The organism is Kineococcus aridisoli (assembly GCF_050871885.1).
In the GTDB taxonomy this organism is placed as follows: Bacteria; Actinomycetota; Actinomycetes; order Actinomycetales; family Kineococcaceae; genus Kineococcus.
In genome coordinates this window covers 1-22,896 of the sequence record NZ_JBJLSF010000081.1, presented here as the reverse complement: position 1 = coordinate 22,896, position 22,896 = coordinate 1, and the positions used below count along the sequence as shown (strand labels likewise).

The 22,896-nt window shown below is 76.2% G+C and carries 20 protein-coding genes; 10 read left to right on the top strand and 10 right to left on the bottom strand.

The genetic code is table 11. From position 1 onward, the window contains the following. Window positions 1–32: 32 nt before the first annotated feature. Entirely contained in the window at window positions 33–872 is an 840-nt protein-coding gene (locus tag ACRYM2_RS18350; protein WP_432523872.1) for a purine-nucleoside phosphorylase, read from the bottom strand. A 9-nt stretch (window positions 873–881) separates the two neighbouring features. Beyond that, window positions 882–1,334, bottom strand: coding sequence for a gamma-glutamylcyclotransferase family protein (locus ACRYM2_RS18345; RefSeq protein WP_432523871.1), 453 nt, complete (start codon window positions 1,332–1,334; stop codon window positions 882–884). A gap of 54 nt (window positions 1,335–1,388) precedes the next feature. Here ACRYM2_RS18345 and ACRYM2_RS18340 point away from each other — a divergent pair, with 54 nt between their 5' ends. The 4 genes from ACRYM2_RS18340 (at window position 1,389) to ACRYM2_RS18325 (ending at window position 5,741) form a co-directional block, all read left to right on the top strand. Beyond that, on the top strand, window positions 1,389–2,804 hold the full coding sequence (locus ACRYM2_RS18340; RefSeq protein WP_432523874.1) for an NAD(P)H-quinone dehydrogenase: 1,416 nt from the start codon (window positions 1,389–1,391) through the stop codon (window positions 2,802–2,804). A gap of 110 nt (window positions 2,805–2,914) precedes the next feature. Then, window positions 2,915–4,261, top strand: a complete 1,347-nt coding sequence (locus tag ACRYM2_RS18335) for a sensor histidine kinase (protein WP_432523870.1) — start codon at window positions 2,915–2,917, stop codon at window positions 4,259–4,261. Beyond that, complete coding sequence (locus ACRYM2_RS18330) at window positions 4,261–4,929, top strand: response regulator (RefSeq protein WP_432523869.1); 669 nt, start codon at window positions 4,261–4,263, stop codon at window positions 4,927–4,929. The genes ACRYM2_RS18335 and ACRYM2_RS18330 overlap by 1 nt, the downstream gene beginning before the upstream one ends. Beyond that, window positions 4,926–5,741, top strand: coding sequence for a DUF4097 family beta strand repeat-containing protein (locus tag ACRYM2_RS18325; RefSeq protein WP_432523868.1), 816 nt, complete (start codon window positions 4,926–4,928; stop codon window positions 5,739–5,741). Before ACRYM2_RS18330 ends, ACRYM2_RS18325 begins: the two co-directional genes overlap by 4 nt. A gap of 15 nt (window positions 5,742–5,756) precedes the next feature. Here the strand turns inward: ACRYM2_RS18325 and ACRYM2_RS18320 are convergent, their stop codons facing one another. From ACRYM2_RS18320 to ACRYM2_RS18300, 5 genes are all read right to left on the bottom strand, one after another. Further along, a complete protein-coding gene (locus ACRYM2_RS18320) occupies window positions 5,757–7,604 on the bottom strand; it encodes an acetyl/propionyl/methylcrotonyl-CoA carboxylase subunit alpha (protein WP_432523873.1) in 1,848 nt (615 codons plus the stop codon). Window positions 7,605–7,745: 141 nt separating this feature from the next. Beyond that, complete coding sequence (locus tag ACRYM2_RS18315; protein ID WP_432523867.1) at window positions 7,746–8,387, bottom strand: Maf family protein; 642 nt, start codon at window positions 8,385–8,387, stop codon at window positions 7,746–7,748. A 20-nt stretch (window positions 8,388–8,407) separates the two neighbouring features. Further along, window positions 8,408–10,060, bottom strand: a complete 1,653-nt coding sequence (locus ACRYM2_RS18310) for a DUF885 domain-containing protein (RefSeq protein WP_432523866.1) — start codon at window positions 10,058–10,060, stop codon at window positions 8,408–8,410. 64 nt (window positions 10,061–10,124) lie between these two features. Continuing rightward, window positions 10,125–11,141, bottom strand: a complete 1,017-nt coding sequence (locus tag ACRYM2_RS18305; protein WP_432523865.1) for an iron-siderophore ABC transporter substrate-binding protein — start codon at window positions 11,139–11,141, stop codon at window positions 10,125–10,127. Between the two features lie 111 nt (window positions 11,142–11,252). Continuing rightward, the gene (locus ACRYM2_RS18300; protein ID WP_432523864.1) at window positions 11,253–11,768 is read right to left on the bottom strand and encodes a QcrA and Rieske domain-containing protein; all 516 of its coding nucleotides are present in this window, start codon (window positions 11,766–11,768) and stop codon (window positions 11,253–11,255) included. A gap of 116 nt (window positions 11,769–11,884) precedes the next feature. Here ACRYM2_RS18300 and ACRYM2_RS18295 point away from each other — a divergent pair, with 116 nt between their 5' ends. Further along, window positions 11,885–12,685, top strand: a complete 801-nt coding sequence (locus ACRYM2_RS18295; protein ID WP_432523863.1) for a biotin--[acetyl-CoA-carboxylase] ligase — start codon at window positions 11,885–11,887, stop codon at window positions 12,683–12,685. On the opposite strand, the gene ACRYM2_RS18290 is transcribed toward ACRYM2_RS18295, so the two are convergent. After that, window positions 12,626–13,288, bottom strand: coding sequence for a GtrA family protein (locus tag ACRYM2_RS18290; protein WP_432523862.1), 663 nt, complete (start codon window positions 13,286–13,288; stop codon window positions 12,626–12,628). The two genes, ACRYM2_RS18295 and ACRYM2_RS18290, sit on opposite strands and share 60 nt — an antisense overlap. Window positions 13,289–13,610: 322 nt before the next feature. Between ACRYM2_RS18290 and ACRYM2_RS18285 the strand changes: the two genes are divergently transcribed. The 4 genes from ACRYM2_RS18285 (at window position 13,611) to ACRYM2_RS18270 (ending at window position 18,619) form a co-directional block, all read left to right on the top strand. Continuing rightward, window positions 13,611–14,861: a 5-(carboxyamino)imidazole ribonucleotide synthase gene (locus ACRYM2_RS18285; RefSeq protein ID WP_432523861.1), complete on the top strand. Its 1,251-nt coding sequence runs from the start codon at window positions 13,611–13,613 to the stop codon at window positions 14,859–14,861. Then, complete coding sequence (purE, locus tag ACRYM2_RS18280) at window positions 14,858–15,388, top strand: 5-(carboxyamino)imidazole ribonucleotide mutase (protein WP_432523860.1); 531 nt, start codon at window positions 14,858–14,860, stop codon at window positions 15,386–15,388. The genes ACRYM2_RS18285 and purE overlap by 4 nt, the downstream gene beginning before the upstream one ends. A 31-nt stretch (window positions 15,389–15,419) precedes the next feature. After that, complete coding sequence (locus tag ACRYM2_RS18275) at window positions 15,420–16,697, top strand: alpha/beta fold hydrolase (protein ID WP_432523859.1); 1,278 nt, start codon at window positions 15,420–15,422, stop codon at window positions 16,695–16,697. 167 nt (window positions 16,698–16,864) lie between these two features. Then, the gene (locus ACRYM2_RS18270) at window positions 16,865–18,619 is read left to right on the top strand and encodes a S8 family serine peptidase (RefSeq protein WP_432523858.1); all 1,755 of its coding nucleotides are present in this window, start codon (window positions 16,865–16,867) and stop codon (window positions 18,617–18,619) included. Window positions 18,620–18,719: 100 nt separating this feature from the next. Here ACRYM2_RS18270 and ACRYM2_RS18265 read toward each other — a convergent pair whose 3' ends face one another. Further along, window positions 18,720–19,973 carry an LCP family protein gene (locus ACRYM2_RS18265; RefSeq protein ID WP_432523857.1) on the bottom strand — a complete coding sequence of 418 codons (1,254 nt, stop codon included), beginning with the start codon at window positions 19,971–19,973 and terminating at the stop codon, window positions 18,720–18,722. A 197-nt stretch (window positions 19,974–20,170) separates the two neighbouring features. After that, entirely contained in the window at window positions 20,171–21,499 is a 1,329-nt protein-coding gene (locus ACRYM2_RS18260) for a UDP-glucose dehydrogenase family protein (protein WP_432523856.1), read from the bottom strand. 181 nt (window positions 21,500–21,680) lie between these two features. On the opposite strand from ACRYM2_RS18260, the gene ACRYM2_RS18255 reads away from it, so the two are divergent. Then, the gene (locus ACRYM2_RS18255) at window positions 21,681–22,760 is read left to right on the top strand and encodes a cell wall-binding repeat-containing protein (protein ID WP_432523855.1); all 1,080 of its coding nucleotides are present in this window, start codon (window positions 21,681–21,683) and stop codon (window positions 22,758–22,760) included. The last annotated feature ends 136 nt before the right edge of the window (window positions 22,761–22,896 follow it).

The window sequence follows — 22,896 nt, the reverse complement described above, 5'->3', positions numbered from 1 at the left end:
GGCTCCCCCCGTGGTGCGGGGGGAGCCGCGCGTCACAGCAGCGGGACGACCCCGGCCAGCAGCGCCGCGCAGCGCGGTGCCGCCTCCCGGCCGGCCTGCAGGACCTCCTCGTGCGACAGCGGCTCGCCGCCGACGCCGGCGGCCAGGTTCGTCACGAGCGAGAAGCCGAGGACCTCCAGCCCCGCGTGGCGGGCGGCGACGGCCTCCAGGCCGGTGGACATCCCCACCAGCTGCGCGCCGAGGACACCGGCCATGCGGACCTCCGCGGGCGTCTCGTACTGCGGCCCGCGGAACTGCGCGTAGACGCCCTCGGGCAGGTCCGGGTCCACCCGGCGGGCCAGGGCGCGCAGCCGGCTGGAGTACAGGTCGGTCATGTCGACGAACGTCGCGCCCTCCAGCGGGGACTCGCCGGTGAGGTTGAGGTGGTCGGCCACCAGCACGGGCGAGCCCGGCGGCACGGCCGGGTCCAGCCCGCCGCAGCCGTTGGTGAGCACCACCGTGCGGCAGCCGGCCGCCGCGGCCACCCGCACGCCGTGCGCGACGGCGCGCACCCCGCGGCCCTCGTAGACGTGGGTGCGGGGCAGCACCAGCGCCCGCAGCGGTGCGCCGCCCTCGCGGGCGACGGCGATCGAGCGCACGAGGCCGGCGTGGCCGACGACCGCGGGTGCGCTGAAGCCGGGCAGCTCCGTCGCCGGGAACTGCGCCACGGTCTCGCCGAGCCGGTCAGCCGCGGCCGCCCAGCCCGAGCCCAGGACGAGGGCGACGTCGTGGGTGCCCGCGCCGGTGCGCTCGGCCAGGCGGGCCGCCGCCCGCGCCGCGAGCTCGAACGGGTCGGTGGGGGTGGTGCCGGCGGGGGAGGGGGCGCTGGTCACGGCTCGTCCTCAGGCGTCGTTGGAGCGGCAGGGCCGGGCCCGCAGGGCCAGGACGTAGTCGTGCGGGGCGCCGCCGGCCTCGGCGGCGTCGGCCAGCCCGCCCAGGTAGCGGGCCGTCGGCAGCCCGCCCTCGTAGTCGTCGAGGACGTACGTCCACGCCACCACGTCGCCGTCCAGCGTCTTCACCCGCACCCGGATCTTGCGGAACAGCCCGATGCCCATGCCCTCGGCCGCGTCGAGGCGCTCCTCGTCGCTGTCGGTGATGTCGTAGAGGGCGACGTACACCTGGTCGCCGGGCGCCTCCACGACGGTCGCGATCGGTCCCTCCCAGCTGCGGTCCTCGCCGCCGAAGGTCAGCCGCCAGTCCGTCAGCCAGCCCGTGGAGCGCAGCGGCGAGTGCGGAGCCTTGCGCGCCATCGTCTCGGGGTGGAGGTTGGAGGCATACGCGGCGTAAGCGGGCACGGTGTCAGAGGGTAGTGGGAGCATGCTGGCGTGAGTCCCACCAGTGCGTCTCCCATGGCCAAGGCCCAGCGCGTCGCCGTCCTCGGTGGAGGCCCCGGCGGCTACGAGGCGGCCCTCGTCGCCGCCCAGCTCGGCGCCGAGGTCACCGTGCTCGAGCGCGACGGCCTCGGCGGCTCGACCGTCCTCACCGACGTCGTCCCCTCCAAGACCCTCATCGCCACCGCCGAGCTCATGACCACCGTCGGCGGGGCCTCCGAGCTCGGCGTCCGCTTCCCCGGCGGCGGCACCGGCGACCACGACACCACCGGCTCGGTGAGCGTCGACCTCGCCCGCATCAACGAGCGGGTCAAGGCGCTGGCGAGCGCCCAGTCCGCCGACATCCGCGCCCGCCTGGAGAAGGAGGGCGTGCGGATCCTCTGCGGCCGCGGCCGCCTCGACGGGCCCGGCGCGCTGGTCGTGGAGGAGGGCGAGGACGCCGGCGCGCGCGTCGAGGCCGACGTCGTCCTCGTCAGCACCGGCTCCAGCCCCCGCACGCTGCCCGCCGCGCAGCCGGACGGCGAGCGCATCCTCACCTGGAAGCAGGTCTACGACCTGCGGGAGATGCCCGAGCACCTGATCGTCGTCGGCTCCGGCGTCACCGGCGCCGAGTTCGCCAACGCCTACGACGCGCTCGGCGCGCACGTCACCCTCGTCTCCTCCCGCGACCGCGTCCTGCCCGGCGAGGACGCCGACGCCGCCGAGGTCCTCGAGGGCGTCTTCCGCCGCCGCGGCATGGACGTCGTCTCCCGCTCGCGGGCGGAGGCGGTCGTCCGCCACGGCGACACCGTCACCGTGACGCTCTCCGACGGGCGCACCCTGGAGGGCTCGCACTGCATCGTGGCCGTCGGCGCGGTCCCCAACACCTCCGGCATCGGGCTGGAGGAGGCGGGGATCTGGACCTCGGAGTCCGGGCACATCGACGTCGACAAGGTCTCGCGCACCTCCGCGCGCGGGGTGTACGCGGCCGGCGACTGCACGGGCGTCTTCCCGCTGGCATCGGTGGCGGCCATGCAGGGACGCATCGCCATGTGGCACGCCCTCGGCGACACCGTGGCCCCGCTGCGGCTGCGCTCGGTCGCCTCGACCGTCTTCACCTCCCCCGAGATCGCCACGGTCGGCTGGACGCAGGGCCAGATCGACTCCGGCGAGGCGCAGGGCGAGATCGTCAAGCTGCCGCTGTCCACGAACGCGCGCGCGAAGATGCTGGGCATCCACGACGGGTTCGTGAAGCTGTTCTGCCGCACCGGGTCCGGCACCGTCATCGGCGGTGTCGTCGTCGCGCCGCGGGCCAGCGAGCTCATCTTCCCGGTGACCCTGGCCGTCGAGAAGCGGCTCAACGTCGACGACGTCGCGCACGCCTTCACCGTCTACCCCTCGCTCACCGGCTCCCTGGCCGAGGCCGCGCGGCAGCTGCACGTCACGGGCGACTGAGCGGCAGCCGCCGCGGCGTCCCGCCCCGGTCCGTGGTGGGGCCAGCCCCACCACGGACCGGGGGGCGGGCACCGTCCCGCGGGGCGGGGTGGTCGCCCTAGGGTCGGCACGTGAGCACCCTTCCGCTGGACCGGCCCGCGGCCGCCGCCCCGCTGCGGCGCTGGGCCGAGGGCTGGTGGGCCGTCGTGCACCTGACGCTCCACCTCGTCGTCTTCGGCCTGCACCTGACCGCGCTCGTGCTGCTGCTCGTGGGCACGGCCCTCGTGCCCGTGCTCGGCGTCGGCGTCCTCCTCCTCTGGCCGGCGCGGCGGCTGCTCGCGCTCTGCTCGCGCCTGGAGCGCTACCGGCTGGCCGCCGTCCTCGACGTGCACGTGCCCGCCCCGGTGCGCGGCGCGGCCCCCGGCCCGGCCTGGCGGCGCCTCGTCCTGGACGCGCGCTCCTGGCGCACCGCCGGGCACCTGGCCGTCCTGCTCACGCTGGGCCTGACCGGCGGGACCCTCGTGCTCGCCCTGTCGGCCACCGGGATCGCGGCCCTGCTCGCCCCCTCCGCCAGCGCCGGGCTGGGCCACGGCGGCGAGTACGGCTGGCCGTACGGCATCCCCGGCACCCTGCGCGCCCCGGCGCTCGCCGTCGTCCTCGCGGGCGCGCTGCTGCTGGTGGTGGCGCCGGTGCTGGCCCGCGCCCTGGTCGCCGTCGAGGTCCTCACGGCGCTGGCGCTCCTGGGCCCGGGCCGCGGTGAGCGCGAGGCGGAGCTGCGCCGGCGGGTGGACGTGCTCACCTCCACCCGCGAGCGCACGGTGGACTCCGTCGAGGCCGAGCGCCGCCGCATCGAGCGCGACCTGCACGACGGACCGCAGCAGCGGCTGGTCTCGCTGGCCATGCAGCTGGGCATGGCCAAGCGGGCGCTGGAGCGCGGCGGTCCCGACGCCGCCTCCGAGCACCTGGAGGCCGCCCGGACCTCGGCCAGCGCCGCCATCTCCGACATGCGCCACGTCGCGCGCGGCATCCACCCCCCGGTGCTCACCGACCGCGGGCTCGACGCGGCCCTGTCCGCGCTGGCCGCGGCCTCACCGGTCGCGGTGGTCGACGTCGAGGTGCACTTCCCGCCGAGCGAGCGGCCCAGCTCCACGGCCGAGGCCATCGCCTACTTCTGCGTCTCCGAGGCCCTGACGAACACCGCCAAGCACGCCCGCGCCTCGCGCGTGGTGGTGCAGCTGTGGCGCGAGGGCGCCGCGGCGGCGGACGGGGGCGGCGACCTGCTGCGGCTGCGGGTCAGCGACGACGGCGTCGGCGGCGCCGCCCCGGCCGAGGGCACGGTGGCCTCCGGCGGCAGCGGCCTGCGCGGGCTCGGCGACCGCCTCGCCGCGGTCGACGGCTGGCTGCACCTGGTCAGCCCCCGGGGCGGCCCGACGGTGCTGGAGGCCGGCGTCCCGTGGAACGCGGGCGGTGGCCGCTGATGCGCGTCGTCCTGGCCGAGGACTCCGTGCTGCTGCGCGAGGGGCTCGTGCAGCTGCTGCGCCTGGAGGAGGTCGACGTGGTCGCCGCCGTGGAGGACGCGGACGCCCTGCTGCGGGCGGCCGACGAGCACGTGCCCGACCTCGTGCTCACCGACGTGCGGATGCCGCCGACCTTCACCGACGAGGGGCTGCGCGCGGCGATCGCCGTGCGCAGCCGGCACCCGGGCACCGCGGTGGTCGTGCTCTCGCAGTACGTGGAGGAGCGCTACGCCGCCGAGCTGCTCGGCGGCAGCACCCGCGGGGTGGGCTACCTGCTGAAGGACCGCGTCGGCGACGTCGACGAGTTCGTCTCGACGTTGCGGCGCGTGGCGGCCGGCGGCACGGCCGTCGACCCCGAGGTGGTCTCGCAGCTGCTGTCCCGCGCCTCCCGCGACGACCCGCTGGAGCGGCTGACCCCGCGGGAGCTGGAGGTGCTGCAGCTGATGGCGGAGGGCCGCTCCAACGCGGCGATCGCCGCCCGGCTCGTCGTCACCGACAAGGCGGTGGAGAAGCACGTGTCGAACATCTTCGCCAAGCTCGGCCTGCCGCCGGACACCGGGGACCACCGCCGCGTGCTGGCGGTGCTGCGCCACCTCGAGGTGGCCGCGCGAGCGGGGGGCAGGCCGTGAGCGCGCCCACCGCCCCGCCCGCCGTGGGCTCCGCGCCCGCGCCGGCCCGCCGCCCGCGCGGGCGGGCGGCCTTCGCCGTCGCGGCCGCCGTGCTCGTCGCGGCCGCCGCCACCGACGCGCTGGGCGAGATGGCCGCGACGAGCACGACGAGGACCGACGCCTTCGCGCAGGTGGCCGGCACGCTGACCGTCGTCGGCGACGACGGGGACGTCGACGTGCGCACCGGGCCCGCGACGGGCGAGCTGACGGTGACCACCACCGTGCGCGACGGCTGGTCGCGCGCGAGCACGAGCGCCGAGCTGGTGGACGGCGCCCTGCGGCTGTCCTCCTCCTGCGGCGGTGGCGGCTGGCTGTCGCCGTGCCAGGTCTCCTACGTCGTCACCGTGCCCGAGGACCCGGCGCTGGAGCTGGACGTGCGCACCGGCGCCGGCGACCAGAGCTACCGCGGGACCTTCGCCGCGGTGCGCACCGAGCTCGGGGTCGGCGACCTCGACTGGTCCGGCGCCGAGGCGCAGCTGCTCGTGGTCGACACCGGCGCCGGTGACGTCGACGTCGAGGGCGCGGTGCAGGACCTCGCGGCCAGCACCGGCGCCGGCGACGTCGAGGTGGACCTCGAGAGCGCGCCGCAGCGGGTCGACGTCCGCACCGGGACGGGGGACGCGAGCGTGCGGTTGCCCGCCGCCACCCCCTACCGCGTCGAGGTGGACAGCGGCCTGGGCGACGAGCAGGTCGAGGTCGCCTCCGACCCCGCCTCCCCCCGGCTGGTGCGGATCACCACGTCCGTGGGGGACGCGAGCGTCGAGGGGCGCTGAGCGCCGGGGTGCCGCTCAGGCGTCGACGATCTCGCAGAGGACGCTGCCGGTGGTGGTCGTGTCGCCCTGCTGGGCGCTCAGGCCGCTGATCCGCCCCGCGCGGTGCGCCAGCAGCGGCTGCTCCATCTTCATGGCCTCCAGCACCGCGACGAGGTCGCCCTCGGCCACGGTGTCGCCGTCGGCGACGAGGACCTTCACGATCGTGCCCTGCATCGGGGTCACCAGCGCCGCGGGGTTCGCGGCGGACCCGCCGGCCTTGCCCTTGCCCCGGCCCTTGCCGCGGTGGGTGGCCGAGCGGTAGGCGCGGGCGACCGCCGCACCGGTGGCCACCCCGGCGCGGGAGATCTCGTGACCGGCGCGGGAGAGCTGGGCGTTGAGCTGCTCGACGGGGAAGGAGACCTCCAGCCGCTTGCCGGCGACCTCGACGACGACCGTCTCGCGGTGCGCCGCAGGCTCTCCGCCGGCCTCCAGGGCGCCGGGACCCGGCAGGGTGGAGGCGTCGAACTCGGTCTCGATCCAGCGGGTGTGGACGCGGAACCCCTCGGGCGTGGTGGCCGCGAACGCCGGGTCGGTCACGATCGCGCGGTGGAACGGCAGCACCGTCGGCACGCCCTCCACGGAGAACTCCGCCAGCGCGCGGGCCGCGCGGGCCAGCGCCTGCTCGCGGGTGGCGCCGGTGACGACGAGCTTGGCCAGCAGCGAGTCGAAGTCCTGGGAGATCTCCACCCCGCCGTCGACGGCCGCGGCGCGCGGGTCGATGCCGGTGTCCACCCGCACCCCCGGCCCCGTCGGCAGCGAGAAGCGGGTGAGCTTGCCCGGGCGGGGCAGGAACCCGGCGGCCGGGTCCTCGCCGTTGATGCGGAACTCGATCGAGTGGCCCCGGCCGGCGACCTCGGTGTAGCCGAGGTGCTCGCCGCGGGCGATGCGGAACTGCTCGACGACGAGGTCGAGGCCGCTGACCTCCTCGGTGACCGGGTGCTCGACCTGCAGGCGGGTGTTGACCTCCAGGAAGGCCAGCGTGCCGTCGGCGGCGACGAGGAACTCCACCGTGCCGGCGCCGACGTAGCCCGCCTCGCGCACGATCGCCAGCGACGCCCGGCGCAGCTCGGCGTCCTGCTCGGGGGTCAGGAACGGCGCGGGCGCCTCCTCGACGAGCTTCTGGTGGCGCCGCTGCAGCGTGCAGTCGCGGGTGGAGACGACGACCGCGCCGCCGTGGGCGTCGGCCAGCACCTGCGTCTCGACGTGGCGGGGCCGGTCCAGGTAGCGCTCCACGAAGCACTCCCCGCGGCCGAAGGCGGCCTCGGCCTCGCGGACGGCGGAGGCGAACAGCTCGGGGACGTCCTCGCGCTCGCGGGCCACCTTCAGCCCCCGCCCGCCGCCGCCGTAGGCGGCCTTGATGGCGATCGGCAGGCCGTGGGTGTCGACGAACGCCAGCACCTCCTCGGGCCCGGCGACCGGGTCGGGGGTGCCGGCCACGAGCGGGGCGCCCGCGCGGGCGGCCAGGTGGCGGGCGGAGACCTTGTCGCCGAGCGCCTCGATGGCCGCCGGCGGCGGGCCGATCCACGTCAGGCCCGCATCGAGGACGGCCTGCGCGAACGCGGCGTTCTCCGACAGGAACCCGTAGCCGGGGTGGACGGCGTCCGCGCCCGCGCGCAGCGCCACGTCGACGATCTTGGCGGCGTCGAGGTAGGACTCCTTGGCGCTGGTGCCGCCGAGCGCGTACGCCTCGTCGGCCATCCGCACGTGCAGCGCGTCGCGGTCGCCCTCGGAGTAGACGGCGACGGAGGCGATGCCGCTGTCGCGGGCGGCGCGCACGACGCGGACGGCGATCTCGCCGCGGTTGGCCACGAGGACCTTGGTCACCGGTCCCGTGGCGCGCCCTCCTCCCGCGTCGCCCGTCGCACCGGCGGTCGGCTTCGGGTCGGGGGAGGTCATGCGGCGTCTCCGAACATCGAGGTGGGGATCAGGTCCCCGGCACGTCGGGGGGTGGGACGAGGGGTGAGACTACCCGCGCGCGGCCCACAAGTCGGTCCAGAGGACCCCCGCTTCGCGCACGAGGTCGCGCAGCAGGGGCAGCGAGACCCCCACGACGGCGTGCGGGTCGCCCTCGACGCCGCGCACGAAGGCCCCGCCGAGGCCGTCGATGGTGAACGCGCCGGCCACCGCGAGCGGCTCGCCGGTGGCGACGTAGGCCTCGACCTCGGCGTCGGTGACGTCCGCGAAGTGGACGGTGACGCTGGCCACGCCGCCCAGCGTCGCGCCGGAGCCGTCCTCGCGGGCGTCCACCAGCCAGTGCCCGGTGTGCAGCACGCCGCTGCGCCCGCGCATGGCGCGCCAGCGGGCCCGGGCGTCGTCGGCGTCGGCGGGCTTGCCGAGCACCTGCACGACGCCGTCGGCGCCCTCGAAGGCCAGCACGCTGTCGCAGCCGAGCACGAGGGCGTCCTCGGGGACCTCGTCGCGGCCGGCGACGTCCTCGGCCTTGGCCTTGGCCAGCAGCAGGCAGACGTCCTCGGCCTCGGTGACGCCGTAGCGGGTGACGACGGCGGGCTCGTCGACACCGGAGACGAGGACCGCCGGGTCCAGCCCGGCGGCGCGCAGGGTGGCCAGGCGGGCGGGGGAGGCGGAGGCGAGCAGCAGCGACGTCACCCCGCCATCGTTCCACGCGGTCAGGAGGCTCCCAGCAGGGCCGAGCGCAGCACGTCCAGGCCGACGGAGCCGACGTCGAGGGCCCTGCGGTGGAAGGACCTCAGGTCGAAGGCGCCGCCCTCGGCGGCGGCGACGTCCTCGCGCAGCGCCGTCCACAGCCGCTCGCCGACCTTGTAGCTGGGGGCCTGCCCGGCCCAGCCGAGGTAGCGGTCCAGCTCGAAGCGCAGGACGTCGGGGTGGTTGCCGGAGACCGACCGCAGGTACGCCCACGCCTTGTCGTAGCTCCAGGCGCCGCCGCCGACCTCCTCGGGCGCCGGGAAGCCGCAGTGCACGCCGACGTCCAGCACGACGCGGCCGGCGCGCAGCAGCTGCGCGTCGAGCATGCCGAGGACCTCGCCGGGGCCGCGCAGGAAGCCCAGGTCCTGCATGAGCCGCTCGGCGTACAGGGCCCAGCCCTCGCCGTGCCCGGAGATCCAGCAGCCCTGCCGCCGCCAGCGGTTGAGCACCTCGCTGCGCACGGCGGTCTGCCCGATCTGCAGGTGGTGCCCCGGCACCCCCTCGTGGTGGACGGTGGTGGCCTCCCGCCACGTGGAGAACGTGGTCTGCCCCGGCGGGACCGCCCACCACATCCGGCCCGGGCGGCTGAAGTCCTCGCTGGGGCCGGTGTAGTAGATCCCGCCGCCGGTCGTCGGTGCGATGCGGCACTCCAGCCGGCGCACCTGCGCGGGCACGTCGAAGTGCGTGCCGTCCAGCGCCTCGAGCGTCTCGTCGGAGCGGTCCTGCATCCAGGCGCGGAAGTCCTCCGCCCCCGTGATGACGGCACCGGGGTCGGCGTCGAGGGCGGCCGCGGCCGCCTCCACGTCCGCGGTGCCGGTGATGCCGCGCGCCACGGCGGCCATCTCGGCGCGCAGCCGCGCGACCTCATCCAGCCCCCAGGCGTAGGTCTCCGCGAGGTCGACGCGGGCGCCGACGAACCAGCGCGAGAGCAGCTCGTAGCGCTCCGGGCCGACGGCGTCGGCGGCGGGCGCCCGCGCGGCCAGCTCGGTGCGCAGGAACTCCGCGAGCCGCGCGTAGGCGCGGGCGGCCTGCGCCGCGGCGCGCTCGGCGCCCTCGCCGCGGCCGGCGGCGAAGGTGGCGAAGAAGCCGTCGGGGGCGGCGTGGGACTCGGCCTCCGCCGCGCACGCCAGCACCTGGCGCAGCGCCGCGACCCGGCCCGCGGCGGCCGCCGCGCGCAGGCTCTGCACGTAGCCGTCGACGGCCGCGGGGACGGCGGCCAGGCGCTCGGCGGCGACGGCCCAGTCGTCGGGGCCCTCGGTGGGCAGCAGGTCGAAGACCATGCGCAGGTCCTGCAGGGGGGAGGCGATGACGTTGAGGTCGGCCAGGGTCTCGCCGGCCTCGTGGAGCGCGACCTCCAGGTCGAGGCGGTCGGTCATCGCCGCCACCGTCACCCGGTCGACGTCGTCGGCGACGGGGGTGGCGCCCAGCGCGGCCAGGGTGGCGCGGTTCGCGGCGGCGAGCGCCTCCAGCCCGGCGGGGGAGCGGTCGCCCAGCCCCGGTGCCGCGTCGGGCACCCCCAGCGAGAGCGCGAGGGTCGGCTGCAGCCGCAGCGTCGTGGCGAAGTGCTCCTCGGCGACCGCGTCGACGGCCGTGGGCGTGCGCGCTGTGCTCTCCACCGCGCCGACACTAGGGAGCGCCGGGCGCCCCCGCGACACCGCCTCGCCGCGGGGGCGGCCGACCTCAGGCCTGCGCCGCGGCGGTGAGCAGCGGGACGAGGCGGTCCAGCTGCCAGGGGATGTTGAGCACCGTCGCCGACGTGGCCGAGACGAGGCTCTCGTCGTCCAGCCAGGCGATGGCGCCGGCAGCCACGGCCGGCATCGTCGAGTAGACCGGGTCGGCGACGAACTGCTCGCGGGTCTGCCCGCCGTAGCCGACGACCAGGTCGCTGTCGAGGTCGCGCACGCGCTCCTTGGCGACCTCGGCGTAGAAGGTCGGCGTCGACCGCGCGAGGGCGGTGACGCCCGGGGCGTCGACGAGGCCGAGCGCGTGGAGCATGTCCACGCGCGGGTCGCCGGGCAGGTAGACGGACAGGTTCGCGTCGGTGGCGTAGAGGTAGCTGAACGTCTTGCCCTGCAGGTCCGGGTTCGCGGCGGCGCGCTCGGCGAGGTCGGCCTCGGTGTCGGAGACCAGCCGCTCGGCCTGCGCGGAGCGGCCGACGGCCCTGCCGATCATCGTGGCCTGGTCCTGCCACGTCGTCAGCCACGGCTGGTCGGGGTAGGCGACGGTGGGGGCGATCTTCGCCAGCGAGGCGTAGTCGGTCTCGGTGATGCCGGAGTAGACGGCGAGGACCAGGTCCGGCGCCAGCGCGGCGATCTGCTCGAAGGGCACCTCGCCGGAGTCCGGGTTGGGCAGGAACTGCGTCGTGGCGGCGTCGAAGTGCCCCTCCCACCACGGCAGCGTGCCGTCCTCGAGGGCGCCGTAGGCGACCTCGGGCACGGCGACCGGCTGCAGGTCCAGCGCCCACAGCACGTCCTGCGAGCCCCAGCCCAGGCACACGATGCGCTGCGGCTCGGCCTCGACGGTCGTCGAGCCCAGGGCGTGCTCGACCGTCACGGGGAACCGCCCGGCGGCCGCGGGAGCGGTGGCCGGGCCCTCGGCGCCCGCGGTGTCCGCGGTGTCGTCGTCGCCGCCGCAGGCGGTCAGGCCCAGGGCCGTCAGGGGGGCGGCGAGCAGCAGGGAACGGCGGGACGGGCGCACGGCATCTCCACGGGGCGAGGTCGGTCAGGGTAGGCACACCTCACCACATCGCGGTGCCGTTCGGGAAATCACCCGCCGGGCGGGTGCCCAGGCCTGCGCCCGGGCCCGTGTTCAGGCCTGCGCGACCACCGCGTCCCCCTCCAGGCGCACCGCGAACGGGGTCAGCGGGTCCGTGGCCGGGCCGGCCAGCACGGCACCGGTGAGGACGTCGAAGCGCGAGCCGTGGCACGGGCAGTCCAGCTCCGCGCCGGCGACGACCACGGCGCAGCCCTGGTGCGTGCAGCGCGCCGAGAAGCCGACCACCTCCGCCTCGGCGGACCGGGCCACGACGACCGGCACCCCCTCGGAGGCCTCGACCACGACGGCCGAGCCGACCGGCACGGCCGACAGGGCGGTCAGCGCGGGCGTCCCGGCGCCCGTGGCGGCGCCGGTGGTGGTGGCGGGTGCGGCCTCGCCGGTGGCGGGCGGGGTGGTGCCGGTGGTGGCGCTCGCGCTGCCGCCGCCCTCGTCCGCGCCGCACGCGGCGAGCGCGGACGCGCCGCCCAGGGCGCCGGCGGCGGCGATGGCGCGGCGGCGGCTGAGCGCCGTCCCGGCCGGGGGGTGCGGGGTGCGTCGGGTCCGGTCCACGGAGGGCCTCCGGTGCGTCGTCGGTGCGTCGTCGGTGCGTCGTCGCGCGGCGCGGCGTCACCGGTGCAACGCCGCCGGGGGCCGGGTGGTTCACCCGCCGCGCGTAGCGTGCCGGGGTGGACAGCCCCTGGAGCGACCTGGACCGCCCGCCGCTGCGGGTCCTGCCGCTGCGCCGGGCCCTGCTCGGCCCCGGCGGCTGGAGCGCCCTGGACGTCGTGGCCGGCACCGGCTCCACGAACGCCGACCTGCTCGCCCGCGAGGACGCCCCCGACGGCAGCGTCCTCGTCGCCGACCACCAGGACGCCGGCCGCGGCCGGCTCGGGCGCACCTGGAGCGCGCCGCCGCGCTCCGGCCTGGCCGTCTCGGTGCTGCTGCGCCCCTCCCGGCCCGTGGCCGACTGGCCGCTGCTGCCGCTGGTCGCCGGCACCGCCGTCGTGGACGCGCTCACGGCGCTGGGCGTGCAGGCGCGGCTGAAGTGGCCCAACGACGTCCTGCTCGAGGGGCCCGACCGGCCGGGGAAGGTCGCCGGCGTCCTGGCCGAGGTCCGCGGCGACCGCGTCGTCCTCGGGACCGGGATCAACGTCTCGCTGCGCGCCGACGAGCTGCCGGTGGACACGGCCACCTCGCTGGCGCTGGCCGGGGCGCGCAGCACCGACCGCGACACCGTGCTGCGCCGCTACCTGCGGGCGCTGCGCACCCGCGTGGACGCCTGGGCGGCCGGGGAGCCGGTGCTGCCGGCCTACCGCGCGGTCAGCGCGACGATCGGCGCGCAGGTGCGCGCCCACCTGCCCGACGGGAGCGCGCTGGAGGGGCGGGCCGTCGACGTCGAGGACGACGGCCGGCTGGTGGTGGAGGACTCAGGCGGCGCCCGGCGACGCCTCGCGGCGGCGGACGTCGTCCACCTGCGCCGGCGCTGAGGCGCCCTGCGCCGGGGGGTCCTGCGCCGGGGGGTCCTGCGCCGGGGGGTCCTGCGCCGGGGGCGCGGTGCGCCGGGAGGGGTGCGCCTCCCAGCCCTCCTCGCGCAGCTCCTCGACGAAGACGAACCGGCGGTAGGCCCACCAGCGGAAGAGCGTGCCGAGCGCGACCCCGACGACCTTGGCGGAGATGTTCGAGGCCAGCGGCCCGCGCAGGTCCAGCACGTAGTACGTGAAGGCCAGGCACGCCAGGGAGATGAGCAGCCCGGCGCCGTTCATGAGGAAGAAGAGCACCAGCTCGCGCGGTGCGGAGGCGCGCCGGCGGTGGCGGAAGGTCCAGTAGCGGTTGCCCAGCCACGCCACGACGATGCTCACCACGACGGAGATCACGTTCGCCGTCAGCGGCTTGTGGTGCAGCACGCCGACGCCCTCGGGACCCGCGTAGCGCAGCAGGTTGAAGATCCCGAAGTCGGTGACGAAGGCGACCCCGCCGACGATCCCGAACTTGGCCGCCTCGCGGACCAGCACCTCGTAGGTGTCGCGCAGCCGGCGCACCAGCCCCCGCTGGTCGCCGGTGTGCTGGTCGGTCGTTCCCTCGCCGGTCACAGCGTCCTCTCCGTCAGCGCGTCGCCCCCGGGCCCCGGGGTGTCCATCGGGCGCGGAGCACGCAGTCTGACGGGTCAGGCTGGGAACGGGCTCCACGTCACCGTTCGGAGCGGGAGCGTGTCTTCGACGGGTCGAGGTGGTCCTCCATCTTCATGGCTCCGACGATGCCGATGACGACGAGCGCCACGCAGGCGATCACGGTGAACACGAACGTCCCCCTCCATGGGTTGCCCCCCGCCGGTCCGCGGGGGCTCCGGCAAGGGTGGCGCACATCCCGACCGCGGGCATCCCGACCCGCCGCGGTGGCCTACCCTCGGCAGACGTGACGACCGCGCCCGCGCCACGCCCCCGGACCGACGACCGGCCGGACCCGGCCCCCTACGCCCGTCCCGGCGGCTTCCCCGTCGTCGGCGTCGTCGGCGGCGGCCAGCTGGCCCGCATGATGCAGCCGGCCGCGACCGCGCTGGGCCTGCGGCTGCGGGTGCTCGCCGAGGGGCCCGGCACCAGCGCGGCCCAGGTGATCACCCCCGCGCCGGTCGGCGCGGCCGACGACCTGGAGGCCCTGGTCGCCTTCGCCGCCGAGTGCGACGCCGTCACCTTCGACCACGAGCACGTGCCCGGCGAGGGGCTGCGCGCGATGGCCGGGGTGACCAGCGTGCAGCCGGGGGCGGACGCCCTCGTGCACGCCCAGGACAAGGTCGTCATGCGCGAGCGGCTCACCGCCCTCGGCGTGCCGTGCCCGCGCTGGGCGCGGGTGGCCGACCGCGCCGCCGTCGAGGCGTTCGCCGCGCAGGCCGGCTGGCCGGTCGTGCTGAAGACCCCGCGCGGCGGCTACGACGGCAAGGGCGTGCTCGTCCTCGACGGCCCCGCCGACGCCGGGTGGGCCACGGCCGACGCGTGGCTGGCCGACTGGGCCGGCCGCGGCGGGCTGCTGGCCGAGGAGCACGTGGCCTTCACCCGCGAGCTGGCCGCGCTCGTGGTGCGCAGCCCGTCGGGGCAGGCCGCGGCGTGGCCGGTCGTGGAGACCGTGCAGCGCGACGGCGTCTGCCACGAGGTGACCGCCCCCGCGCCCGGCCTCGACCCCGACCTGGGGGCCCGGCTGACCGAGGTGGCGCTGCGCATCGCCGGCGGCCTGGGCGTCACCGGCGTGCTGGCGGTGGAGGTGTTCGAGGTCGAGCGCGACGGGCGGCCCGAGGTCCTCGTCAACGAGCTGGCGATGCGCCCGCACAACTCCGGGCACTGGAGCATCGACGGCGCGGTGACCAGCCAGTTCGAGAACCACCTGCGCGCCGTCCTCGACCTGCCGCTGGGCTCGACGCAGCCGCGCGCGCCGTGGACGGTCATGGTCAACGTGCTGGGCCCGCGGCGGATCGAGGCCCGCCACGAGGACCTGTACCGCTCGTACCTGCACGTGATGGCGCACGACCCGGCCGTCAAGGTGCACCTGTACGGCAAGGAGCAGCGGCCCGGCCGCAAGCTCGGGCACGTCACCGCCTACGGCGAGGACCTGGACACCGTCCGCGCGCGTGCCCGGCACGCGGCGGCCTTCATCGCGGGGGAGATCGACGAGTGAGCGCACGAGGTGCGGCCCGGGTGGGCCTGGTCATGGGGTCCGACTCCGACTGGCCGGTCATGGAGGAGGCCGCCAAGGCCCTCGACGAGTTCGAGGTGCCCCACGAGGTCGACGTCGTCTCGGCCCACCGGATGCCGCACGACATGGTCGCCTGGGGAGCCTCGGCGGCCGAGCGCGGGCTGCAGGTGGTGATCGCCGGCGCCGGCGGCGCCGCGCACCTGCCGGGGATGCTCGCCAGCGTCACCCCGCTGCCGGTCGTCGGCGTGCCCGTGCCGCTGCGCCACCTGGACGGGATGGACTCGCTGCTGTCGATCGTGCAGATGCCCGCCGGCGTCCCCGTCGCGACGGTGTCCATCGGCGGGGCGCGCAACGCGGGCCTGCTCGCCGTGCGGATCCTCGCCGCCACCGACCCGGAGCTGCGCGCGCGGATGGTGGAGTTCCAGGACTCCCTGCGCCAGGTCGCCTTCGACAAGGGCTCGACGCTGCGCGCCCGCACCCGGCGCAGCGGCGTCGGCTTCGGCGGCTGAGACCGGCGCCCCCGCGGGGTAGCGTCGCGGGGTGCCGCTGACCACCGAGTCCCACCACGTCGACGGGCACGACGTGCACGAGCACGTCGTCACCGTCCCGCTCGACCGCACCGGGGCGGTGCCCGGCACGATCGAGGTGTTCGCCCGCGAGTACGTGCGCACCGGCCGCGAGGGCGCGCCCCGGCTGGTGTTCTTCCAGGGCGGTCCGGGCCACCCCGCGCCGCGCCCGGACGTCGTCGGCGGCTGGCTGCAGCGGGCGCTGTCGGAGTACCGCGTCGTCCTGCTCGACCAGCGCGGCACCGGCCGCTCCACCCCGCTGGACCGCCAGAGCCTGCCCGGGGTCGGCGACGCCGCCGCGCAGGCGGAGCTGCTGACGCACTTCCGCGCCGACGCGATCGTCGCCGACGCCGAGGCCCTGCGGCGCGAGCTCGGCGACGAGCCGTGGTCGGCGCTGGGCCAGAGCTACGGCGGGTTCTGCCTGACCACCTACCTCTCCCAGGCCCCGCAGGGGCTGCGGGAGGTCTTCATCACCGCCGGGCTGCCGGGGCTGACCACGAGCGCCGAGGACGTCTACCGCGCCACCTACGCGCAGACGGCGCTGCGCAACGAGGAGTTCTCCGCCCGCTACCCGCGCGACGCCGCGACAGCGCAGGCGGTCGCCGACCACCTCGACGGCGAGGAGGAGCTGCTGCCCACGGGGGAGCGGCTGTCCTCGCGCCGCTTCCGCACGCTGGGGGCCGCGCTGGGCCAGGCGTCGGGCTTCGACGCGCTGCACTTCGTGCTGGAGGACCCGTTCACCACCGTGCGCGGCACGCGCCGGCTGCGCGAGCGCTTCCTGCTCGAGGCGGGCCGCCGGCTGTCCTTCGCCGCCGACCCGCTGTACGCGCTCGTCCACGAGAGCATCTACGCGCAGGGCGCCGCCACGCGCTGGGCCGCGCACCGCGTCCGCGACGAGTTCGCCGGGTTCGCCCTCGACGCCCCGCGGTTCGCCTTCACCGGCGAGCACGTCTACCCCTGGCAGTTCGAGGAGGACCCCGCGCTCGTGCCGCTGCGCGGGGCCGCCGAGCTGCTGGCCGCGCGCGAGGGGCTGCCCGCCCTCTACGACCCCGAGGTCCTCGCCGAGAACACCGTCCCCGTCGCGGCCGCCGTCTACGTCGACGACATGTTCGTGCCGTACGCCTCCAGCCGCGCCACCGCGCGGGCCGTGCGGGGGCTGCGGACGTTCGTGACGAACGAGTACCAGCACGACGGGCTGCGGCTGGACGGCGAGCGGCTGTTCGGGCTGCTGGTGGACCTGGTGCGCCGCTGAGGGTGCCGCCCCGGAGGCGGCCGGGGTGCCGGCGGGACACCCGACCGGTGGCACCTGTGCTGCGCTCCGTGTCCGCGTGGTCGCAAGAAGTTCAGCGTGGCCCCTTGTCCGTGGGCACTGCGGACACCACACTCGGCCGGGTTCCACCCGACCAGGCAGGAGACCACGTGCGCAAGATCGTCCTTTCCTCCGCGCTGAGCGTCACGCTCCTCGCGACCACCTTCGCGGTGACGCAGACCGCCTCGTCCGCGGACACCACCGACGCGAGCACCACCGACAGCACCACGGCCACGACCGGCGAGACCAGCTACGTCGTCCTCTACGACGAGGGCACGACCGACGCGATGGCCCGCGCCCAGATCGCCGCCGCCGGCGGCACCGTCCTGTCCAGCAACGCCGAGGTCGGCTACGCCGTCGTCACCAGCGGTTCGGCGGACTTCACCGAGAAGACCGGCGCCGCCGCCGGTCTCGTCGGCGCCGCGGCCAACCGCAGCATCGGCACCGCCCCCCGGGACGCTGTCAACGACGACGACGCCATCGAGCGCCTCACCGCGGCCGAGCGCGCCGAGGTCACCGGCGACGTCTCGCTCAAGGCGCTCGCGGCGCGCAAGCCCACCGAGGAACCGCTCGCGTCCCTGCAGTGGGACATGCGGGCCATCGGCGCCACCGCCGAGGGCAGCTACGCCACCCAGCCGGGCAGCAAGAAGGTCAGCGTCGGCGTCATCGACACCGGTGTCGACGGCTCCCACCCGGACATCGCGCCGAACTTCGACGCCGAGCTCAGCCGCAACTTCGTCACCGACATGCCCGACATCGACGGTCCCTGCGAGGTCGAGGGCTGCGTCGACCCGGCCGACGTCGACGAGGGCGGGCACGGCACCCACGTCGCCAGCTCCATCGGTTCCCCGATCAACGGCATCGGCATCGCCGGTGTCGCGCCGAACGTGAACCTCGTCAACATCCGCGCCGGCCAGGACTCCGGGTTCTTCTTCCTGCAGCCCACGCTGGACGCCATCACCTACGCCGCCGACGCCGGCATCGACGTCATCAACATGAGCTTCTACGTCGACCCGTGGCTGTACAACTGCCAGGCCAACCCGGCCGACTCCCCGGAGGAGCAGCAGCAGCAGCGCGTCATCGTCGCCTCGGTCCAGCGCGCCATCGACTACGCGCGCAGCAAGGGCGTCCTGCCGGTCTCCGCGTCCGGCAACGACGCCACCGACCTCGGGAACCCCGGTGTCGACACCTCCAGCCCGGACTACCCGCTGGACGCCGAGGGCAACCCCGCCGACGCCCGCGAGCGCACCATCGACAACGCCACCTGCCTCGACGTGCCCGCCGAGAGCAACGGCGTCGTCACCGTGAACTCCACCGGCCCGTCCGGCCGCAAGGCGTACTACTCCAACTACGGCACCGAGCAGTCCGACGTCGCCGCCCCCGGCGGCGACGCCTACGACACCCCGAACAACCGGGTCAGCCCGCTCGGCCAGGTCCTCGGCGCCTACCCCGAGAACGTCGCGATCGCCGAGGGCGCCATCGACGAGGACGGCGAGCCCACCAGCCCGTTCGTCGTCCGCGAGACCACCGCGGACGGGGAGGACGCGTACTACCAGTACGCGCAGGGCACCTCGATGGCGTCCCCGCACGCCGCCGGTGTCGCCGCCCTCATCGTCAGCGAGTACGGCCGGCCCGACCCCGCCCACCCGGGCACCCTGACCCTCGACCCGGACATCACCGAGGCGGCCCTGCTGGGCTCGGCCACGGACACCGCGTGCCCCGTCCCCGCCGAGTACACCTACCGCCGGGTCTCCGCGACCGCCGGTGAGCTCGTCAGCACCGCCACCTGCGCGGGTCCCACCGACGACAACGGGTTCTACGGCGCGGGCGTGGTGAACGCCCAGGCGGCCGTCTCCCTGTTCTGAGGCCACCCGCACCACCCCGCACCACCCCGCACCACCGCTGCGGCCCCGTCGACCTGCCGGTCGGCGGGGCCGCAGTGCGTCCGGGACCCCCGGGGGCGGCTCAGGAGGCGGTGAGCGTGCGCAGCGCCTCGGTGTCGTCGCGCTTGAGGTCGTCGAACATCTCCAGCGCCTGCTCGGTGTTCCACTTCACCGCCACGCCGTGGCGGGTGCGCAGCGCCGTGTCCGCGACCGGGACGGTCATCGAGATCCCGTCGGTGCTCGTCGCGGCGCGCATGCCGCGCAGGAACGTCACGAGGTCGAGGACGGAGGCCCCCTCGTCCAGGGTCACCGCGCCACCCCCGGCCGAGGCCAGCGGGAAGGCCCGGAAGGGGTTGAGCAGCGCCGCCGGGCTGGAGGCCTTCGCCACGATCGCCGCGAGCAGCTCGCGCTGCCGGTTCGCGCGGCCGAGGTCGCCCAGGACGTCGCTGTAGCGGTAGCGCGCGTAGCCGAGGGCCGTCCTGCCGTCCATCGTCTGGCAGCCGGCGGGGATGTCGAGCCCGGCGCGCACGTCGTCGACGGCCTGGGCCGGGCACATCTCGACCCCGCCGACGGCGTCGACGACCTGCGCGAACCCGCCGAAACCCGTCTCGACGTAGTGGTCGACCCGCAGGCCCGAGACCTGCTCGACCGTCTCCAGCAGCAGCGGCGCGCCGCCGATGGAGAACGCCGCGTTGATCTTGTTGCTGTCGTGGCCGGGGATCGGGACGTAGGAGTCGCGGGGGATGCTCACCAGCACCGCGGGCCCGCCGCCGTCGGGGACGTGCAGCAGCATGATCGTGTCGGTGCGCTGACCGGAGATGTCGTCGCCGCCGGCGGAGTACTCGGCGATCTCCTCCTGGCTCAGGCCGTCGCGCGAGTCGCTGCCGACGATGAGGAACGTCGTCCCCGGGGTGGCCGCGGGGCGCTGCCCGCCGGCCGTCGCGGCGACCTGGTGCACCGAGGACCAGCCGCGCCAGCCCAGCGCGAACGGGTAGACGACGACGAGCACCACGACGAGCGCCGCGGCGGCCAGGAGGCGGCGGCGGCGCACGTGCGGGCGCCGGCGCGGGGCGGACCCCGCCGGCGGCCGCGGGGACGCCGGGCGCGGGGCGGGTTGCGCGGCGGGCCGCGGCTGCTGCGGGTGCCGCGGTGCGGGGCGGCGCAGCTCGGCCAGGCGCTGCTCGCGGCCGGGGGCCTGGGCGGCCGGCCGCTCACCGGCGTGCTGGTCCGGGCGGCGCGGCGCCCGGCGGGCGGGACGGCCGTAGGTCGTGGAGTGCCATCCCTCGGCCACCGGGCGCGAGGGCTGCTCGGCGGGCTGGGGCGGCTCCTCGGGCATGGCTCCACCGTAGGGCCGGGGGCGGGTGCAGCGGGTCAGCTCGGCGAGCACACGCCGGACGCCCGGGGGATCTCGACGGGCTCCTCACATCCGGCCCGCGCCGACCACCCCGCGGCGGTCCCCCGCGGTGATCTCGCACGGTGCACCTGGAGCCAGGCGCCCAGCGCCTGGAGCGAGATCACCGCGGGGGAGGGCGGTCAGGCGCGCGGGCGGCCCAGCGCGCGGTAGGTCCAGCCGGCGGCGCGCCAGCGGGCCGGGTCGAGGGCGTTGCGGCCGTCGAGGATGCGCTTCTCCTTGACCAGCCCGGAGATCGTGGCCGGCTCCAGGTCGCGGTACTGCTTCCACTCGGTCAGCAGCAGCACGACGTCGGCGCCGCGCACGGTGTCCTCGACGGTCTCCGCGAAGGAGATGTCCGGCACCGACTTGCGCGCGTTGTCCAGCGCGGCCGGGTCGGTGAGGACGACGTCACCGCCCTGCAGGCGGATCTGCGCGGCCACGTTGAGGGCGGGGCTGTCGCGGATGTCGTCCGACAGCGGCTTGAAGGCCGCGCCCAGGACGGCCACGCGCTTGCCGATGAGCGAGCCGTCGCAGACCTCGCGGGCCAGGTCCACCATGCGGATGCGGCGGCGCATGTTGATCGAGTCGACCTCGCGCAGGAACGTCAGCGTCTGGTCGGCGCCCAGCTCGCCGGCGCGGGCCATGAAGGCGCGGATGTCCTTGGGCAGGCAGCCGCCGCCGAAGCCGAGGCCGGCGTTGAGGAACTTGCGCCCGATGCGGTCGTCGTGGCCGATGGCGTCCGCCAGCTGCGTGACGTCGGCGTTGACCTTCTCGCACAGCTCCGCCATCGCGTTGATGAAGGAGATCTTGGTGGCCAGGAAGGAGTTCGCCGCGACCTTGACCAGCTCGGCGGTCTGGTAGTCGGTGACGATGAGCGGGGTGCCGCGCTTGAGCGGGGTGGCGTAGACCTCGTCCAGCAGCGCCTTGGCCCGCCGGCCCTGCTCGGTCTCGGCGCCGCCCTCCACGCCGTAGACGAGGCGGTCGGGGGTCAGCGTGTCCTCCACCGCGTGGCCCTCGCGCAGGAACTCGGGGTTCCAGGCCAGCGCCGCACCGGGCTCGCGGGCGGCGACCTTGGCCGCCAGCCGGGCGGCGGTGCCGACCGGGACGGTGGACTTGCCGACGACCAGCTCACCGGCGCCCACGTGCTCCAGCAGCGCGTCGACGGCCGAGTCCACGTACTTCATGTCGGCGGCGAACTCGCCCTTCTTCTGGGGCGTGCCCACGCACACGAAGTGCACCGCCGAGCCGGCCGCCTCGGCCATGTCGGTGGTGAACCTCAGGCGGCCGGTGGCCATGGTGCGCTCGAGCAGCTCGGGCAGGCCCGGCTCGAAGAACGGCGCACGAGCGGCCTGCAGGGCCGCGACCTTCTCAGGGTCGACGTCGATCCCGATGACCTCGTGCCCCAGCTCGGCCATGCAGGCCGCATGGACGGCGCCGAGGTACCCACACCCGATGACAGTCATCCGCATGCCGCGCACAGTAGCGGCCCGGGTGCGCTGAGAGAACAGTCGCGCCCGGGCGGGGGCGCCGGGGCGGCGGTCCTGGGCCGGGAGAGTGAAAGTCGCGTGCAGGTCGTGACAGTCTGTCGCTCAAGCATCGGCCGTGAGGGGTCGAGGTGGAAGGCACGGCACGTCCCACCGGAAGGTCACCATGCGCTTGCGTCCCCGCACCCTCGGCCTCGCGGCCGCTCTCGCCGCCGGCGCGGCGGTCCTCACGGCCGCCGCCCCCGCCACGGCGAACCCCGCCCCCCGCGAGGTCGAGCTGAAGGCCGCCTCGGTCAGCCGCGTCTTCGGCTCCGACCGCATCGGGACGGCCATCGCCTCCGCCAAGTCCTTCAGCGGCGGCCAGGCCGCCGCCGTCGTGCTGGCGCGCGCGGACAACTACGCCGACTCCCTCGCCGCGGCCCCGCTGGCCTCCGACGTCGGCGGCCCGCTGCTGCTGACCGGCTCCGGCGCCCTCGACGGCGCGGTCGCCGCCACGATCCAGGACGTGCTGCGCCAGGACGGCACCGTCTACCTGCTCGGCGGCGACGCGGCCCTCTCGCCCGCCGTCGCCGCCCAGGTCGACGCCCTCGGCAAGGTCGGCCGCGTCCAGCGCGTCTCCGGGAGCGACCGCTACGCCACGGCCGTCGAGGTCGCCAAGCTGCTGCCCCAGGCCAAGACCGTGGCCGTGGTCACCGGCCGCAACTTCCCCGACGGGCTCTCGGCCGGCGCGCTCATGGGCGTCGTCGACAAGGCCTCCGGGCGCAGCATCGGCGTGGTCCTGCTCTCGGACGGCACCACCCTCGGCCGGGCCACCTCCGACTACCTGGCCGGGCGCTCCTTCTCCACCAAGGTCGCCATCGGCGGCGCGGCCGTCACCGCGGTGGCCTCCGCCGGGCAGAGCGGCTGGGGCCAGCTCAGCGGCAGCGACCGCTACGCCACCTCCGCGCTGGTGGCCGAGCAGTTCAGCTCCACCGCCTTCTTCACCGACGCCACGACCATCGTCGGCATCGCCACCGGTGAGGGCTGGGCCGACGCGCTGTCCGGGTCCGCGCTGCTGGCCTACGGCGGCGGCCCGCTGCTGCTCACCCAGCCCGGCGGGCTGCCCGGCGCGACCACCGAGGCCCTGCGCGCCCTGCAGCGGGACGCCCGCGGCAAGGGCTCCGAGGTCACCCGCGCGCTGGTCTTCGGCGGCACCTCCGCCGTGCAGTCCGCCGTCGACGGGCAGGTCGCCGCCGCCCTGCAGTGACGCGGCCGACCCGGGGGGGGGGGGGGGGGGGGGGGGGGGGGGGGGGGGGGGGTGGGGGGGGGGGGGGGGGGGCGGGGGGGGGGGGGGGGGGGGGGGGGGGGGGGGGGGGGGGGGGGGGGGGGGGGGGGGGGGCGGG